Here is a 16,970-nt window from a genome sequence, read left to right as displayed (position 1 = left end):
TAATCGCTTTCGTGTATATTTTTATTATCAGAAAATTTTAACAGGATATAGGGGTATGGTAGGGGGAGGATTTAGATGCAGCAACCAACGAATGAGAAATTACATCGTACGATGAAGAGTAGACATTTATTTATGATCGCACTTGGTGGTGTAATCGGAACTGGTTTCTTCTTAGGTTCAGGTTACACCATTAATCAGGCTGGACCAGGGGGAGCCATCCTTTCATATTTAGTAGGCGGATTTATTATGTATTTAACAATGCTTTGTCTTGGAGAGTTAACGGTAGCGATGCCGGTTTCAGGATCTTTCCAAAAGTATGCGACGAAGTTTATTGGACCAGGAACGGGCTTTATGATTGGCTGGTTATACTGGCTCGGCTGGGCAGTAACAGTGGGTCTAGAATTAACGTCAATCGGTTTAATGATGAAAAGATGGTTTCCAAATGTTGATGTTTGGGTATGGTGCCTTGTATTCGGCGTTATTTTATATGCTTCAAACGCAATTTCGGCGAAAAGTTATGCTGAATTAGAATTTTGGTTCTCTAGTATTAAAGTAATTACAATTCTTGCATTTGTTGTGCTTGGTGGTAGTGCATTATTAGGATTTATATCATATGACGGAAAAGAAGCAGCACCTCTTTTCTCTAACTTTGTAAGCGATGGTGGACTTTTCCCGAATGGACTAGCTGCCGTATTACTTACAATGATTACAGTTAACTTCTCGTTCCAAGGAACAGAGTTAATCGGAATTGCAGCGGGAGAAAGTGAAGATCCAGAAAAAACAATTCCACGTGCGATTCGTAATACAGTATGGCGCATTATGTTATTCTTCATTTTAACAATGACGATTTTAGTAGGATTAATTTCTTGGAAAGAAGCAGGCGTAATTGAAAGTCCATTCGTAGTCGTATTTGATAAAATTGGTATTCCATACGCAGCTGATATTATGAACTTCGTTATTATTACTGCGTTATTATCTGTAGCGAACTCTGGATTATATGCAGCGACGCGTATACTATGGTCACTTGCAAATGAGGGAATGGCACCAACTTCCTTCCAGAAAGTAAATAAGCGTGGTATTCCAATTACAGCGCTAGTCGTAACGATTGCGGTAGCTGGATTATCTCTATTCACAAGTTTCCTTGCAGAAGATACAGTATACATGTATTTATTATCGATAGCTGGTTTATCGGCTGTTTCAAGTTGGATCATTATTGCTCTATCGCAACTTCGCTTTAGAAGTCAGTATATAAAAGGCGGAGGAAAGTTAGAGGACTTAAAGTATAGAACACCACTATACCCAATTGTCCCGATTTTAGCCTTAATTACAAATAGCATTGTTGTTATTAGTTTAGCGTTTATTCCTGAACAAAGAATGGCGTTATACTGTGGTATTCCATTTATCATTTTCTGCTATATATATTATTATATTAGTAAGAAACGGCAGAAACCGATGAAAGTGGAGATGGAAAAAACAAATGAAACTAACAATCAAACACGATGATATAGAAGCAGATTTATCGTATGGTCAATTAGCGATTGGAAAAGAAAACGGGTATTCACCGTTACAATTACTCATTTCTTCTATCGCAGGATGTAGTGCAATTGTCTTTCGAACAATTTTAGAAAAGAAACGTATTACATATGATACGTTTACAATTGAAACTGAAATTGGTAGAAGTGAAGCTTTATCGAAGCCAGTTGAAAGTGTTCATTTGCACTATAAAATTAAAGCAGAAAACATTACAGAAGAGCAGCTGGACAAGGCGCTGCAACTTGCAGTGAAAAATTGTACGATTGTTCAATCTGTAAAAGATAGTATAAAGGTTACGGAAACAATTGAACTAATAAAATGAAACATAAAAACGTGAGAATACGGCTCTCACGTTTTTATGTTTTTAATAAAGGGAGAAAGTATGATGGAATGTTTAGGTTGTAAATTAGCAAATGAAGAGGGAAAAATATATAAAATATATGAAGATGACTATGTAACATGTTTTTTAGATCATGAACCTTTCTATACAGGACATACTTTAATTGTGCCAAAGCAACATGTTGTAGAAGTAGACGAATTAGATGATGTTGTAGCAAAATCCATTATGGATGCTTCTAAGCTGATTGCAAAAGCGATTAAGGTATTATATAAACCTGACGGAATTACGATTTGTCAAAATGGTGGAATCTTTAATGAACTTACGCACTATCATATGCATGTTGTACCGAGATATAAAGAGCGTTCATTTGCTGAGTTTTATACGGTACAATCGGGAGAAAAGAAGAATCATAATTTGGAAGAAATAAAGACGTTGTTAAAAGAAGAGATAGAGCAAGTGTTGCTGACTGAAAAGGCATAAGAGGAATGTTCTTTATGAAACAGTCAGGAAAATTCGAATAAACAAAAGCCCGATTTCTTAGTTAAAATAGAGAAATTGGGCTTTTTGCTTATTCTATTATTAAATTTTATCTATAAAAAGATTTTGCAGTGTCACAAAGTTACAGTGCTCATTCGTTATATAGAGTGAGAGGAGGAATTATATGAAAGTTACAAACAAAGATTATGAAAAGATGGAAGAGCTATATGAGTTGTATGAACAAAAAATTTATTATGTAGCTTATTCTATTTTAAATAATATTCAACAGGCTGAAGATGCGGTTCAAGAGACGTTTATTACTCTTTATAAGAACTTGGAAAAGCTCCATAGCTTGAGCACTGAAGAGCTTAAACGCTATATTTTGAGGATCGCGAAAAACAAGGCGATTGATAGTTACCGGAAAAATAAACGACATGAAACATTTTTAGAAGAATATGAAAGAGAATCAATAGAAGCAGTAGATGAAAATATTGAAGAGTGGGAAAAACGTAAAATGTCTGAGGTTCAAATTGATACATTGCTAAAAGAGTTAAATGAATCTAACAGACAGGTGTTTAAGTACAAAGTCTTCTATAACTTAACGTATCAAGAAATTTCAAGTGTCATGGGGATAACGGAGGCCAATGTCCGCAAGCAGTTTGAGCGTGCTCGAAAACGAGTCCAAAATATGATAGGAGGTATACAACATGACGAATTCAAAGAACTCCAAAGAAATATATGAACTTGCTGAAAAAATTGCTTTAGATGATTTTGATAAACTCGAAGAACAACATGAATTTTCACATACATATACGCGCAAAAAGAAATTGTTTATGGAAGAAATGAAGCTGAGAGGCGAGCGACCACAGAAAAAGCGTAAAAGACATCGTATGTTAATCGCTGCTGCCTGTTTATTAATTGGTATGCCAACAACTGTTTTTGGTACAGTAAAAGTCTATAATATGATTGTTCAAAAACAAAATTACGAAGTAAATGTTTCCTTAACAAATAAGGATTCGAAAAAGAGTGATCAGTGGTATAAGTTGAAGATTGGTAAATTGCCAGAAAATATGGAAGCAATTGATGATAGTGCTATGAAATATTCATTTAAAGATAACGACGCAACGGGCGGGTTTTCATTTGTTCTTTCGAGAGTGGGAGAAAATGCGGATTTTCAAACTTTATATTCAAAAAGTTATGAAGAAAAAGAGATAAATGGCAGGAAAGCAGTAATTGTCCATAAAGAAACTGGAAACAACAACGTAATGTTTGACAGAAAGGTCTTTCTCTTTTTTGAGAAAGAAGGGATTATGTTAGAAAGTTATATTGGATCCGATGTAAACGAAGAACAAATGATAGATGTGTTAGGAAGTATTTCACTTGAGCCTACGTCAAAAGAAAAGGCATCATATATAGCAGATTATGATGAAAATCGCTTTACCAAAGCAGCTGAACCGAAAGAAAATAAGGTGATTCCATTGAAAAAAGATAGTAAACGACTATTTCATATAGGACAAAAGGTTCCAGTAACGATATCTATGGATAACAGCCAAATTGAATATGTGATAGAAAAAGTTGAAGTCTTTGATTCAATTAAAGATTTTAAACAAGAGAATTTTAATGAACTTGGCCTAGAGATATTAAGCAAGAATAAGGCTTTAGATCAGATGGGAAAATTACTATCGTACAGACGAGATGAATATAAATTAGGGAATGGTAAAGATTCAATTGATACATTAGTAGATTCGAAATTAGTTAATGTTAAATTTGTCTATTTAACAACAACAGTGAAAAATATTGGTAAAAAGTCGACAGAAGAAATCTATATGCATCCATCCATAAAACAGCTTAAATTTGAAGGGAATGCATGGAACTACGCTAAAGAAGAGGGAATGGACGCAACGCGTATTATGACGGGTGAAGTTGATTACTTGGAACCTCACGGAGAAGGGAAAAGCTTTTATAATATTGGCAGTATCACACCAGGACAAACGGTGAAGGTTAACTTAGGTTATTTTGTAGATGAGGATAAACTAGATTCAATCTTTTTGGATGCTTTCCATTACAGAGGGAATGGTGGCACTGAAAATATGAATGCGGAATATCGTTGGTGGATTGATATTCGTCAATAGTAACAAAGAGACTAAAAAGCTGCTTACATCTAGCAGCTTTTTTCGTCTTCATACATATGTAAAATTTCTTTCGCACGTATACGTAAACCATCTATCAATTCTTTCGGTTCTAAAACTTTTGCATCTTTTCCAAGTCTATAAAATAAAGGAGTAATAAAGTTAATCTCACCTTTATCAATTGTTGAGTGTATATATCCTGTCCCATCCTCGTTTACTATAACGAATTCCTCAAGATAAGGAACGCTTTTACATTGGCGTACGCCTTCTGTTGTCAGTAAAACATGTAACTGAGTAGGATTGTGTACTACGTTAGAGTTAGAGGCAAACCACTCTTCTAAATTCATGAATGTATCTGTATTTTCTTCCATCGATAATATTGAGAGAATACGATCAACGCGATACAGTAATACTTTTTTTCTACCGAAGTCATAGGACGGTAAGTACCATAACCCGTCGTGAGCATATACACCAATCGGATGAACATGTTTTGTTTTTATCCCTGATTTAGATTCGTATTGAAAGTGTAAATTTTTATTTTCAATAGCCGCTGTTAACACTTCGTTTAAAAGTGGGGTCTCAATTGTTCTCTTCGGATTCCAAAAGGCGATATAAGAACGTATTTTATCAACTTTCACTTTCGCATCATGTTGTAGGGAGCTATACAGTTTATGTGTAACGGAATTGATTTCTGTGTTAAAAGGTAAGTCGCGATAGTAACTTAAAGATTGAAAAGCAAAAAAGATAGAGACTGCTTCTTCTTCCGTAAATAAAATAGGCGGAATTACTCTATTCGTTAATACTTTATAGCCGCCGTTACGACCTTGTTCTGCGTAAATGGGCAACCCCATATCACTTAAATCTAAAATGTATCTATGGACAGTACGAACGGAGATATTAAATTCATCAGCTATTTCTTGCGCTGTAAATGTCTTTTTGGCAGAAGCAAATATAAGAATATCTAATAAGCGTTTAGCTTTTGACAAATGTATCACCTTTTCTTTTTAACGTGACATAAATTGTCATGTTTTATTGTTAGTATATTGTTTACATCATATGTTATCAAGATGAGATACAAGGAGGAAAAGATATGTCACGTGAAATAGTTTTATTTATTGCGGCGAGCTTAGATGGATATATTGCGAAAGAAAATGATGATTTAGAGTGGTTAATGGAAACGGAAGGAGAGGGAGATAACGGTTATACAGAAATGTACGAAACGATTGATACAATAATTATGGGAAAGAAAACGTACGATTATGTAGTAGAGCATACGGAAACATTCCCGTACTTAGATAAAGCATGTTATGTTTTTTCTCGTTCAGAAAAAGGTTCAGACGGAAACGTGGAATTTGTAAATGAAGATGTAGTGGAGTTTACAAAAAGGTTAAAAGCACAAGAAGGGTCTAAAATATGGATGGTTGGTGGAGGAGAGCTACTGAGAGAATTCTTTAAGAATAATCTAATTGATGAATATGTTGTTACGATTACACCGCATATATTAGGTTCTGGAGTTCCGTTATTTCAAGACAAGAACCCAGAAATTAATTTAACTTTGATGGATACGAAACGTTTTGGGCAATTTGTAAATTTATATTATAAAGTAAAGTGATAAAAAAACACGACTATTGATGATAGTCGTGTTTTTTTATGGATGGTAATGAAATTATAAAGCAAGACCCGTAATCGACTTCGCTCGTTACAGTAATATTTCCGCCGTGTAGTTCTACAATTTCTTTTACGATAGATAGCCCTAAACCAGTTCCGCCTGTAGATCGTGTTCTTGCTTTATCGACACGGTAAAAGCGGTCAAAAATGTGAGGGAGGTCTTCAAGCGGAATACCTTCGCCTTCATCTTCAATTGTAATGGAGATACGTTTATGTTCTTCTGTAATAGAAATGTTTATATGAGAATGCTCTTTTGAATGTCTATAAGCGTTATTTAAAATATTCACAACAACTTGTTCGAATCGTTGTTCATCTAAGTTTACTAGCAGTGTAGGAGGACAAGAGAAAGAAACTTTAATGTACCTTTCTTTATACATGGCGTTTACTTTTTCACATATACGCGTAAGGAAGGTGTGTAAATGCACTTCCTTTACTTGAATAGAAAAGTTATGTTGTTCCATTTGTGCAAGTGAAAATAAATCTTGAACTAAGTTTGTAATGTAATCAGACTCATCTTTTATAATTGATAAATATCGCAAACGTTGTTCAGAAGGGGTGCTTTCTTTTAAAGCAATGTCAGCATAACCTCTTACGTATGTTAACGGTGTTCGTAATTCGTGAGCAACACTTGCTAGAAATTCACTTCGCTCTGTTTTCATATAATGTAGATCATTTGCGAGCGTCTGAATAGATGATGCTAGTTCACCAATTTCATCATTTCGAGTAGTTGTTAATGAAACAGATAAATCACCTTTACTCATTTTTTCAGTGGCATGTTTCATGTGTAACAATGGTTTTGTTAATAATCGAGATAATAGGAAAATTGTGATGACTGTGAGTAGAAACGTGATGGCACCAGCAATAATGAATTGTTTCGTTAATCCATTAACTAACTTTTCAATTGATTCTGTTCCAAGAAACATGTACACATAGCCTTCATGTTTTCCATCTACTACAATGGGGCTAACTGTACATATATAATTAGATGTTTTCCAATGATTTTCTATAATCGCTCCATTATGGTCTGTTCGAGTTTGCATTTTACTAATATGATCGTTTATAGTCGTGTTTATTTCGTTAGATTTAGTTAGTATTTCTTTATTTGCATTTGTAATAACGACAGTTGTTTCAGCTTCAGATTCCATTAATGCTACGTGAGAGATGGTTTGCTCATCGTAATATTTTTCAAGTACATCTCGATGACTATTTCCTCGCTTTAATAAAGCTGTCATTTCTTCATTTACTCTAGTGTTTACAAGACTATAATAGAGCAAAATAAAGAGAACACTTTCAATTAAAAGTGTAACAATTAAAAAATAAAATCCGAATTGAATTGAAATTCGTTTCATCGTTTTGCCCCTTACTGTTCAGTATCAATCCATCGATAACCTACTCCATACACGGTTTTTAAATGATGATCAATAGGGAAATTTGCTTTTCGCAATTTATCACGTAAATTACGAATATGTGAATCGACTGTGCGATCTTCTGTATTTGTGTTTAACCCCCAAATTCGTTCGATGAGCTGATCACGGTTTAATACGTAGTTTACATGGCGTAAAAATAATCCGAGTAAAGAAAATTCAATTGGTGTGAGAAGGAGTTCTTCATTATGGACAGAAACGAAGTGTTTTGTTTCATCCCATACAATACCGTGATATTGGATTTGTTTATGTTCATTTGTACGTCTTAAAACGGCTTCAATTCTTGCGAAAAGTTCTTCTTCATGGAAAGGTTTCGTTACGTAATCATCGGCTCCAATTTTTAATCCTTGAACGACATCTACTGTTTGATCACGAGCTGTAACCATAATAATAGGAATGTTACTAAAAGATCGGATTTTTTTGCACGTTTCCCATCCGTCCATCTTTGGCATCATAATATCGAGTAAAACAAATTTAAAGTTTCGATTTTCTATATGTAAAATAGCTTCTTCTCCTGAAGTCGCACATACGCAGTTATATCCAATTGGTGTAAGATAAAGCGTTAATAATTCAAGCATTCTCGGTTCATCGTCTACGAGCAGTATATCAATCATAGAGAGCCCTCCATATTTATAATCGTTACTTAAAGTGTAATGCAAAATCATGAAGAAATGGTGCAGATTATGATGTGTCTGCATAATTTCTTCAGAATTGCTTGTTATTGTGGAGTTGAAATTACATTTTAGGTAATCATATTGGCTCAAAAATGATTAATACGGAGGCGGTATAGTGAAAAAAATGACCCGAATTTTTGGGATAACAATAATTACAGCAGTTGGTCTTGCTGCATGCGGACAAACGAATACAGACCATAAAAACCATGAATCTACAAAAGAGAAGAAAACAGAGCAAAAGGAAATGAAAATGAATCAGGAGGTAACGGCGCCAAAAGAAATGAACCAAGGTGCATCTAATGATTTATTAACGACAAGTTTAAAAAATGTAACGAGATTAAACACAAACGACCCTTTGCAAATGGCAGTATTAACTTCACAAACGATATGGCCAGCAACTCATAAGGAGAACCAGCCAGGTGCTGTTATTTTAGTACCAGCAAGCGAGTGGCAATTAGGTATTGCGAGTGCAGACCTTATTCATCATCCGAATAACGGGCCGATTTTATTTATAGAAAAAGAAAAGATACCGGAAATGACGTTAAAAGAAATAAAACGATTAAATCCAATCGGAACGAAAGATGGAACACAAATTATGGTGATGGGGGATGTAGGTACTAGCGCGCTTGAGCAATTAAAAGGTTATAAAGTAAAACAAATAAAAGAAACAGATCCAGCTATATTTGCGAAGGATGTTGATAAGGAGTATGCCGATATAACAGGAAGCTACCCAAATAGTGTTATTATCGGTTCGTCTGCAGAAGAAGGACGTTTATATACAACCCCCGCTGTAAATTGGATTTCTCATATGCCGGAACCACTACTCTATACAGAAAAGAATAAAGTGCCAGAAGCGACAATAGAGGCACTAAAAATGAGAAAAGATAAAGCAAATATATATGTATTAGGGCCAGAAAAAATTGTTTCAAAAGAAGTAGAAAAAGAGCTAAGCAAATACGGGAAAGTAACGCGTATTAGTGGAGAGACCCCTACAGAAAACTCGATTGCGTTCGCTAAGTTTAAAGATGAAAAAACAAAATTTGGCTGGGGATTCACAAAACCTGGTCACGGTTTATCATTTGTTTCAAGTAAAACACCAGATTTAGCAGTTGCTGGGGCACCTTTTTCACATATGGGTAAACATGCACCTGTTGTATTATTAGAAGAAGGTAATGCTTCACAACCAGTGTATGACTTCCTTGCAAGCATTCAGCCGAAGTTTAAAGATGATCCAACACTTGGACCATATAATCACGGTTTCTTATTAGGAAATACGAGTGATATTTCATTTGAAACACAAGGAATACTAGATGAGAGGTTAGAAATTGTTCAGGAAAGTGGTCAAGGACACGGTGGACATTAATGAAATGAGAAAAGATGCTACTAAGGTAGTGTCTTTTTCTTTAGGAAACTTTTACATAGCAAAAAATCTTCTACTCGTTATATAATAGCTTTCGTGCAGTCGGCTAGATTTTCTTATGGAGAAAATCAAATTATAAAGGAGTAGAGGAGTGATATTTTGTTTCAAACGATAAAAAATGACTGGTTTTCTAATGTGAAAGGGGACGTGTTATCAGGAATTGTCGTTGCTTTAGCGTTAATCCCTGAAGCGATAGCCTTCTCTGTTATTGCAGGCGTGGATCCGACAGTTGGACTATACGCAGCCTTTTGTATTGCAGTTACCATTTCATTTGTTGGCGGAAGAACTGGAATGATTTCAGCTGCAACAGGTGCAATGGCATTATTAATGGTAACGCTTGTTAAAGATCATGGTTTGCAATATTTATTTGCTACAACAATATTAACAGGTATTGTCCAGGTTATTTTTGGCGTGTTCAAACTGAGCTCATTTATGAAGTTTGTTCCGAAATCTGTTATGAGTGGTTTTTTAAATTCACTTGGAATTTTAGTTTTTACAGCGCAATTGCCACATTTTAAAAATGCAACTTGGCAAATGTATGCACTCGTTGTATTAGGACTTGCAATTATATATTTATTTCCACGTATTACAACGGCTGTACCTTCTACGCTTATTTCAATTATTATTGTGACGAGTATTGCACTTATGAGCGGATTACAGTTGAAAACAGTAGGAGATATGGGAAGCCTGCCGAAAGAATTACCGTTCTTTAGTATTCCTGACGTGCCTTTTACACTTGAGACATTAGGGATTATTTTACCTTATGCAGTTATGCTTGCAATTATCGGTTTACTAGAATCATTATTAACAGCTTCAGTTTTAGATGATATGACGCATACGGAAAGTAATAAGCATAAAGAGGCACGCGGACAAGGGATCGCAAACATTGTTGCTGGTTTCTTCGGAGGAATGGCAGGTTGTGCAATGATCGGTCAATCTGTTATTAATATTAAATCAGGTGGACGAGGTCGCCTGTCAACATTTGTAGCGGGCGGATTTTTAATCGTATTACTATTCGTTTTAGGAGATTATGTCGTTCATATTCCGATGGCAGCTTTAGTTGCAGTTATGATTATGGTTTCAATCGGAACGTTTGATTGGAACTCTGTAGCAACGATTCATAAAGTGCCAAAAGGGAACGCATTCGTCATGATCGTAACAGTCGTGGTCGTTCTTATCACTCATAATTTGGGATTAGGTGTAATTATCGGAACAGTAATTAGTGCGGTTTTATTTGCATTCAATATGGCAAAGATTCACGTGAAACATTTATATATTGAAAATAAGAAAATATACGAAATTCACGGTCAACTCTTCTTTGCATCTACAGCAGATTTTATAAATGCTTTTTCATTGGATGAAGATATAAAAGAAATCGAAATGAACTTTACTCATGCGCACGTATGGGATGATTCGGCAGTGGCATCAATTGATAAAGTTATTATGAAATATGAACAAAGTGGCGTGAAAGTAAGTATAACAGGATTAAATGAACGTAGCTCAAAACTTGTTGCAAATTTAGCTACTTATAATAAAAGAATTGCTAGTTAAAAGCCTCCTTTTTAGGGGGCTTTATTATATAATACGAGTAGGATAACGAAAAGGGGATTCAGCATATGTACAAACAAATTATATTAGCATGTGACGGTTCTGAACATGCACTTCGAGCAGCGGAACATGCAACATATATTGCAAAATGTAGCGAAGAAACAAATGTTGAAGTTGTGTACGTAGTAGATAATAGAACGGCAAAATCAGATATTATACAAGGTCAAACAGATTTAGAAACAATATCAGCTAGTCGAAAAGATAAATTAAAAGAGATTGAAGGTTTATTAAAGAAAGAGAACATTTCTTATACAATTACGATATTACATGGTGATCCTGGAGATACAATTGTTCAATATGTGAATACAGGAGATATAGATCTTGTCATTGCTGGAAGTAGAGGGCTCAATACACTGCAAGAAATGGTGCTGGGAAGTGTAAGTCATAAAATAGCAAAGCGTGTGAAATGTCCAGTGATGATTGTAAAATGAAATAGAATGTAACGAAGACCTTAGTATAACTGAGGTCTTTTTTTATGTATAAATGACTCTTATCTGTGGAAATACTAGATATATAAGTTGAAAAGATGTTAACTTACAAATTTGTAAGTTAGTTGTTAGAGAAATCGATGTTATGAAATTTTTCCCATTGGTAAAATAAAAGTATCAAAGGGGAGATAGGGAGGATGGAAGCAATGAAATCATTTCAAAATTTGTCATATAGTCAAGGTGTCAGTCTTATTTGTTTAGGGGGATTTGCTGCATCTGTTACGTTAGCCGTTTTAATAAAGGTGTTTCATCAAATCTTTTAATCTTATAGTAGGGAAGGAATGGGTTGTTATCATTAGTAGGAACAGCAATGAAAATAAAAAATAGCTCTTAGCATGTATGTAAATGCTAAGAGCTATTTTTATGCTTGTTATATATTATTTAAGCTTGTTTTGATTTTACTGACCCTGTATTTAAAGTAAGAGCAAGGAAGAACATTGCAAGTACGCAAGATGCAAGTAATAAGATGAATCCGCCATCCCATCCGAATGCATCTACGATAAAGCCCATAGCTGCACTAGCGAAAGCTGCTCCGCCTAAGTAACCGAAGAATCCAGTTAAGCCTGCTGCAGTTCCAGCAGCTTTCTTTGGTGCTAAATCTAGAGCGTGTAGACCAATTAACATAACCGGTCCGTAAATTAAAAATCCAATTGCGACAAGTGCGATACTATCAACCATTGGATTACCAGGAGGGTTTAACCAGTAAACAAGAACTGCGATAAATACACCAACCATAAATAGAATACCAGCAGGTGCACGACGTCCTTTAAATAGTTTATCACTCATCCATCCGCAAAGAAGTGTACCTGGAATACCAGCCCATTCATATAGAGCGTAAGCAGTACGTGAGCTACTATGAGTAAAGCTTTTTTCTTCTACTAAATAAGTAGGAGCCCAGTCTACAACGCCGTAACGTACGAAATATACGAAAACGTTCGCAATAGCGATGTACCATAAAAACTTATTGTTTAATACGTATTTAAATAAAATTTCCTTTACTGAAAGTTCGCGTTCGCGATCTTTTACTTTTTCATCTGGTGGATATTCCCCAGTATGTTCTTCAATAGAAGGTAGTCCACAAGATTGAGGTGTATCTTTCATCGTAATTAATACATAAATACCAACTAAAATTGAAAGAATACCTGGGAAGTAAAAAATACTTTTCCAGTCATCTGCGAAGAAGTATAAGCCTAATGTTACAAGGGAAGGCATAAGCGCTCCGCCAACATTATGAGCGACGTTCCAAATAGACATTTTTGTACCACGTTCGCTAATAGAGAACCAGTGAACCATCGTACGACCACAAGGAGGCCATCCCATACCTTGTACCCATCCATTTAAAAACTGAAGTACAAACATAAGTATAATGCTCGTTGTAATGAAAGAAAATGAGCCGAAAATAATATTAATGATACCTGATAAAAATAGCCCAGCTGCTAAAAAGTAGCGAGGATTACAACGATCGGATACGATACCCATAAGAAATTTACTTAATCCGTAAGCAATAGAAACTGCTGAAAGGATAACCCCAAGTTCCCCTTTACTAAAGCCTTGCTCGATTAAGTATGGCATTGCTAGTGAAAAGTTTTTTCGAACAAAGTAGTAGCCTGCATAACCGATGAAGATACCTAAGAATACTTGTAAACGTAATTTACGGTATTCGCTATCAACGCGATCAGCTGGTAAGCGTTCCGCGTGGGGCGCAGGTTTAAATAATTGTGTGAAAAACATAAAATGAAAATCCTCCCCTAATTAATTCGAAGCGTTTTAAGACAGAGAATATAAAAAGGCCATGAAATATAAAAAAGTTTCCTTTTTTATGATTCATAGCCGTGTACTCCGTTTCTCCGTGACTGTCAATATTAACTTCGTCGAAAATTATACAACTTTGTGACAAAAATGTAAACGTTTTTATGAATAAAAGTATTGACGGATTTTGTTCGCGGGATTAATATTTAAATACGTTAAATATTTTATTGTTTAAATAAGAGGTGGATAACATGCCAAATGATATGACGCATATCGATAAAATTCAAGCTCTTGCCTTTTCGATTGGAAAGAAAATGCAGACGGAGTTATTAGAACAAATGCAAGCAACAGGACTTACACCACCGCAGTTTTATATTTTAAAGATTTTAGATCATTATGGGGCTTCAAGAGCGACAACATTAGCAAAAAAGATGTATGTGAAGCCTAGCGCGATTACAGTGATGATTGATCGTCTAATCGATCAAGAACTTGTAGAACGCTATCACGACAAAGATGACCGTCGTGTTGTCATCATCGAGTTAACGAAAAAGGGGAAAGCTAGAGTAGAAGAGGCAATGACAGCTCGCAACGAGCATATTGCAAAATACTTTTCACATTTAGAGTTGCAAGAAAGAGAAGATTTATTACGTCTCTTTGAGAAGTTAGAAACCATTATTTGCGGGACACAAGAGAAAAAAGAGAATAACTAAGAGGAATTGAGGAGATTACATGGAGCAACAAGAAAATCAAAATAGAAAGTTGTTGTTAATCGGTTTAGTAATCGCGATGCTATTTGCTGCATTAGATGGAACAATTGTTGGTACAGCAATGCCACGTATCGTCGGTGACCTAGGCGGATTAAGTTTAATGACATGGTTAACGACAGCTTATATGTTAACATCAACGACAGTTGTACCAATTGCAGGTAAATTAGCGGATTTACTTGGTCGTCGTAACGTATATATAACAGGGCTAGTTATTTTCATGATTGGTTCGGCGTTATGTGGTATGGCGAATGGTATGACAGAATTAATTATTTTCCGTGGTATTCAAGGTCTTGGTGGCGGTATTATGATGCCAATGGCTATGATTATTATTGGAGATATGTTCACGGGAAAAGAACGTGCGAAATGGCAAGGTATTTTTGGTGCGTTATACGGTCTTGCTTCTGTAATTGGACCGCAAGTTGGTGGTTGGATTGTAGATGCAGTGAACTGGAGATGGGTATTCTACATTAACTTACCGGTTGGTATTTTAGCAACAATCTTTATTGCAATGGGATTAAAATCACATAAACAAACAGGACCAATTAAAATTGATATCGCTGGAATCTTTACGATGATTCTAGGTGTTGTAAGTTTATTACTTGCGCTAACGTTTGGCGGAAAAGATTATGCATGGGATTCTTGGCAAATTATCGGTTTATTCGCACTAGCTGTAATTGGTATCGTTAGCTTTGTTATTGTTGAAACGAAAGCTGAAGAGCCGATTTTACCAATGCATTTCTTTAAAAATCGCACATTTACAATACTGAATGCGATTGGATTCTTTATGAGTATTGGAATGTTCGGCGCGATTATGTTCGTACCATTCTTCATGCAAGGTATTGTAGGAGTAAGTGCTGCTGAATCAGGAACAATTATGACTCCAATGATGATTACAATGATTGTAATGAGTATTATCGGTGGGCAACTTGTATTAAAAGTTGGTGTAAAACCACAAATTATCGCAGGTATGCTTATTATGGCCGGTGGTTTTTGGTTATTAACAACGATGGATATGCACACAACGAAGCTTACAGCTACTTCTTATATGATGGTTATCGGTTTAGGAATGGGTCTTGTAATGCCGACATTAACATTAGCGTTACAAGAAAGCTTCCCGAAAAAAGACCTTGGTGTCGTAACGTCATCAAGTCAGTTCTTCCGTCAAATTGGTGGAACATTTGGTATTACAATTTTAGGATCAATTATGAATAACACTTCAGGTACAACATTAACAAATAAATTAGTACCTGTATTAGATACATTCCCGAAAGAAGCGGGACAAATGGTAACGAAATTTAAAGATATGATTCACACAGATCCACAAGGTTTATATTCGATGCTATTTAGCCCAGAGGCATTAAAACAAATGCCAGAAGCGTTTGCTAACAGCATTGTACCTATTTTGAAAAACTCTTTAGTAGACTCGCTTCATACTGTATTCTTAACAGGATTAGTATTTATCGTAGTAGGTGCCATCTTTACGATTTTCTTACAAAAAATTAAACTATCAGATCGTAAAAAAGATGCTGAAGAGCCTGCTGTTGAAGAAAAAGAAAAAACTGTATCATACTCGTAATGAAGAAGCATCGCCTTATGGCGGTGCTTTTTTGAGTATAACCTTAAAAGCTTTTTAGTGAGAAATGATTGACGTATTTTTAGAAATACGTTATATTATTTTCTGTAAACGGTTACATGAAATGAGGAGAAAAGAGAATGAGTACGATTAAAGACGTTGCGAAATTAGCGGGAGTATCTGTTGCGACCGTTTCCAGAGTTCTAAATAAAAATGGATATGTTCATGAAGATACATTAAAAAAGGTAGAGCGTGCAATAGAGATGTTAGATTATAAGCCTAGTACAGTAGCGCGTTCACTGTATAATAAAAAGTCTCGTTTAATTGGCTTAGTTGTTCCGAATATCGTGAATCCGTTCTTTCCAGAAGTTGCACGTGCCGTAGAAGATGTAGCACATAAACAAGGTTACACAGTTGTTCTTTGTAACTCTGATGAAAGTTTAGAAAAAGAGAAACAATACATTGATGTACTTAGACAAAATAATGTAGATGGATTTATTGTAGCAACGAATCCACAAAATAGTGTTAATTACATGAATTTATCTGTTCCGGTTGTTGCGATTGACCGTATGTTTAATGAGCGTATTCCTACTGTATATGCAGATAACTATGCAGGAAGTCAGGCTGCGACAAAGTTGTTACTAGATAAAGGATGTAAACATATTGCACATATTCGCGGACCACGTGATGTGAGTACTGCAAATGAACGTTTTGAAGGTTTTGTAGACGTTATTACGCAAAATAATCTTTCGTATATGATTGCGGAGAGTACGTTTGAGCCAGCAAATAGTGAGCGTGTAGCGATGGAATTATTAGAAGAATACCCGCATATTGATGGTATTGTTGCTGGGAATGATTTAATTGCGATTGGTATTGTAAAGGCTGCACTTCAAAAGGGGATTGCCATTCCAGATGATTTACAAATTATCGGATTTGATGGCATTTCTTTAACGGAAATGATGTATCCATCTATTACAACAGTTGCACAACCGATATATGAAATGGGGAAAATTGCAACAGAGTTGTTGTTAGAGCAAATGGAAGGGAATACATTAGAAGAGAAACACTATCGTTTGCCAATTGAAATTATAGAACGAAATACAACGAAGTAAGGAGATGA

The 16,970-nt window shown here is 35.4% G+C and carries 17 protein-coding genes; 13 read left to right on the top strand and 4 right to left on the bottom strand.

Translation table 11 applies throughout. From position 1 onward, the window contains the following. The first annotated feature begins 75 nt into the window (after window positions 1-75). From IQ781_RS12370 to IQ781_RS12350, 5 genes are all read left to right on the top strand, one after another. Window positions 76-1,503 carry an amino acid permease gene (locus IQ781_RS12370; RefSeq protein WP_139847076.1) on the top strand — a complete coding sequence of 476 codons (1,428 nt, stop codon included), beginning with the start codon at window positions 76-78 and terminating at the stop codon, window positions 1,501-1,503. After that, window positions 1,478-1,855 (top strand): OsmC family protein, encoded by a 378-nt coding sequence (locus IQ781_RS12365; RefSeq protein ID WP_000778831.1) that lies wholly within the window; start codon window positions 1,478-1,480, stop codon window positions 1,853-1,855. The genes IQ781_RS12370 and IQ781_RS12365 overlap by 26 nt, the downstream gene beginning before the upstream one ends. 36 nt (window positions 1,856-1,891) lie before the next feature. Next, on the top strand, window positions 1,892-2,353 hold the full coding sequence (locus IQ781_RS12360) for an HIT family protein (RefSeq protein WP_180358747.1): 462 nt from the start codon (window positions 1,892-1,894) through the stop codon (window positions 2,351-2,353). A gap of 181 nt (window positions 2,354-2,534) precedes the next feature. Then, window positions 2,535-3,092 (top strand): RNA polymerase sigma factor, encoded by a 558-nt coding sequence (locus IQ781_RS12355; RefSeq protein ID WP_000869256.1) that lies wholly within the window; start codon window positions 2,535-2,537, stop codon window positions 3,090-3,092. Then, entirely contained in the window at window positions 3,058-4,482 is a 1,425-nt protein-coding gene (locus IQ781_RS12350; RefSeq protein ID WP_139847074.1) for a DUF4367 domain-containing protein, read from the top strand. The genes IQ781_RS12355 and IQ781_RS12350 overlap by 35 nt, the downstream gene beginning before the upstream one ends. A 29-nt stretch (window positions 4,483-4,511) precedes the next feature. Here the strand turns inward: IQ781_RS12350 and IQ781_RS12345 are convergent, their stop codons facing one another. After that, the gene (locus IQ781_RS12345) at window positions 4,512-5,474 is read right to left on the bottom strand and encodes a helix-turn-helix transcriptional regulator (protein WP_139847073.1); all 963 of its coding nucleotides are present in this window, start codon (window positions 5,472-5,474) and stop codon (window positions 4,512-4,514) included. A 95-nt stretch (window positions 5,475-5,569) separates the two neighbouring features. Here IQ781_RS12345 and IQ781_RS12340 point away from each other — a divergent pair, with 95 nt between their 5' ends. Then, window positions 5,570-6,091, top strand: a complete 522-nt coding sequence (locus IQ781_RS12340) for a dihydrofolate reductase family protein (RefSeq protein WP_000085780.1) — start codon at window positions 5,570-5,572, stop codon at window positions 6,089-6,091. A gap of 13 nt (window positions 6,092-6,104) precedes the next feature. Here IQ781_RS12340 and IQ781_RS12335 read toward each other — a convergent pair whose 3' ends face one another. After that, window positions 6,105-7,496: a sensor histidine kinase gene (locus tag IQ781_RS12335; protein WP_139847072.1), complete on the bottom strand. Its 1,392-nt coding sequence runs from the start codon at window positions 7,494-7,496 to the stop codon at window positions 6,105-6,107. A gap of 11 nt (window positions 7,497-7,507) precedes the next feature. Then, window positions 7,508-8,185, bottom strand: a complete 678-nt coding sequence (locus IQ781_RS12330) for a response regulator transcription factor (RefSeq protein ID WP_000565475.1) — start codon at window positions 8,183-8,185, stop codon at window positions 7,508-7,510. A gap of 175 nt (window positions 8,186-8,360) precedes the next feature. Here IQ781_RS12330 and IQ781_RS12325 point away from each other — a divergent pair, with 175 nt between their 5' ends. The 4 genes from IQ781_RS12325 (at window position 8,361) to IQ781_RS12310 (ending at window position 12,024) form a co-directional block, all read left to right on the top strand. After that, complete coding sequence (locus tag IQ781_RS12325) at window positions 8,361-9,608, top strand: ArsR family transcriptional regulator (protein WP_063220867.1); 1,248 nt, start codon at window positions 8,361-8,363, stop codon at window positions 9,606-9,608. 156 nt (window positions 9,609-9,764) lie between these two features. Continuing rightward, window positions 9,765-11,216 carry a SulP family inorganic anion transporter gene (locus IQ781_RS12320; RefSeq protein ID WP_063220866.1) on the top strand — a complete coding sequence of 484 codons (1,452 nt, stop codon included), beginning with the start codon at window positions 9,765-9,767 and terminating at the stop codon, window positions 11,214-11,216. Between the two features lie 65 nt (window positions 11,217-11,281). Next, on the top strand, window positions 11,282-11,704 hold the full coding sequence (locus tag IQ781_RS12315) for a universal stress protein (protein WP_000277999.1): 423 nt from the start codon (window positions 11,282-11,284) through the stop codon (window positions 11,702-11,704). A 203-nt stretch (window positions 11,705-11,907) separates the two neighbouring features. Then, on the top strand, window positions 11,908-12,024 hold the full coding sequence (locus IQ781_RS12310) for a DUF4027 family protein (RefSeq protein ID WP_000834733.1): 117 nt from the start codon (window positions 11,908-11,910) through the stop codon (window positions 12,022-12,024). Between the two features lie 118 nt (window positions 12,025-12,142). Here the strand turns inward: IQ781_RS12310 and glpT are convergent, their stop codons facing one another. Further along, entirely contained in the window at window positions 12,143-13,492 is a 1,350-nt protein-coding gene (gene glpT / locus IQ781_RS12305) for a glycerol-3-phosphate transporter (RefSeq protein WP_000466385.1), read from the bottom strand. A 269-nt stretch (window positions 13,493-13,761) separates the two neighbouring features. Here glpT and IQ781_RS12300 point away from each other — a divergent pair, with 269 nt between their 5' ends. The 3 genes from IQ781_RS12300 to rbsR all read left to right on the top strand — a co-directional run bounded on the left by IQ781_RS12300 (window position 13,762) and on the right by rbsR (window position 16,962). Next, window positions 13,762-14,220 (top strand): MarR family winged helix-turn-helix transcriptional regulator, encoded by a 459-nt coding sequence (locus IQ781_RS12300; RefSeq protein ID WP_001132365.1) that lies wholly within the window; start codon window positions 13,762-13,764, stop codon window positions 14,218-14,220. 19 nt (window positions 14,221-14,239) lie between these two features. Next, window positions 14,240-15,853, top strand: coding sequence for an MDR family MFS transporter (locus IQ781_RS12295; RefSeq protein WP_000437647.1), 1,614 nt, complete (start codon window positions 14,240-14,242; stop codon window positions 15,851-15,853). Window positions 15,854-15,990: 137 nt separating this feature from the next. Then, window positions 15,991-16,962 (top strand): ribose operon transcriptional repressor RbsR, encoded by a 972-nt coding sequence (gene rbsR, locus IQ781_RS12290; RefSeq protein WP_000104051.1) that lies wholly within the window; start codon window positions 15,991-15,993, stop codon window positions 16,960-16,962. Window positions 16,963-16,970 lie beyond the last annotated feature (8 nt).

This window comes from Bacillus sp. N447-1, from assembly GCF_022701035.1.
In the GTDB taxonomy this organism is placed as follows: domain Bacteria; phylum Bacillota; class Bacilli; order Bacillales; family Bacillaceae_G; genus Bacillus_A; species Bacillus_A cereus.
This window is presented reverse-complemented; position numbering and strand designations above follow the sequence as displayed.

What these genes read in the sequence shown, in the direction of transcription:
- IQ781_RS12315 (WP_000277999.1), top strand. Translation starts at nt 11,282, where the DNA reads ATGTACAAACAAATTATATTAGCATGTGACGGTTCTGAACATGCACTT.
- IQ781_RS12330 (WP_000565475.1), bottom strand. Translation starts at nt 8,185, where the DNA reads ATGATTGATATACTGCTCGTAGACGATGAACCGAGAATGCTTGAATTA.
- IQ781_RS12355 (WP_000869256.1), top strand. Translation starts at nt 2,535, where the DNA reads ATGAAAGTTACAAACAAAGATTATGAAAAGATGGAAGAGCTATATGAG.
- IQ781_RS12300 (WP_001132365.1), top strand. Translation starts at nt 13,762, where the DNA reads ATGCCAAATGATATGACGCATATCGATAAAATTCAAGCTCTTGCCTTT.
- rbsR (WP_000104051.1), top strand. Translation starts at nt 15,991, where the DNA reads ATGAGTACGATTAAAGACGTTGCGAAATTAGCGGGAGTATCTGTTGCG.
- IQ781_RS12350 (WP_139847074.1), top strand. Translation starts at nt 3,058, where the DNA reads ATGACGAATTCAAAGAACTCCAAAGAAATATATGAACTTGCTGAAAAA.
- IQ781_RS12365 (WP_000778831.1), top strand. Translation starts at nt 1,478, where the DNA reads ATGAAACTAACAATCAAACACGATGATATAGAAGCAGATTTATCGTAT.
- IQ781_RS12335 (WP_139847072.1), bottom strand. Translation starts at nt 7,496, where the DNA reads ATGAAACGAATTTCAATTCAATTCGGATTTTATTTTTTAATTGTTACA.
- IQ781_RS12340 (WP_000085780.1), top strand. Translation starts at nt 5,570, where the DNA reads ATGTCACGTGAAATAGTTTTATTTATTGCGGCGAGCTTAGATGGATAT.
- IQ781_RS12310 (WP_000834733.1), top strand. Translation starts at nt 11,908, where the DNA reads ATGAAATCATTTCAAAATTTGTCATATAGTCAAGGTGTCAGTCTTATT.
- IQ781_RS12360 (WP_180358747.1), top strand. Translation starts at nt 1,892, where the DNA reads ATGTTTTTAATAAAGGGAGAAAGTATGATGGAATGTTTAGGTTGTAAA.
- IQ781_RS12295 (WP_000437647.1), top strand. Translation starts at nt 14,240, where the DNA reads ATGGAGCAACAAGAAAATCAAAATAGAAAGTTGTTGTTAATCGGTTTA.
- glpT (WP_000466385.1), bottom strand. Translation starts at nt 13,492, where the DNA reads ATGTTTTTCACACAATTATTTAAACCTGCGCCCCACGCGGAACGCTTA.
- IQ781_RS12370 (WP_139847076.1), top strand. Translation starts at nt 76, where the DNA reads ATGCAGCAACCAACGAATGAGAAATTACATCGTACGATGAAGAGTAGA.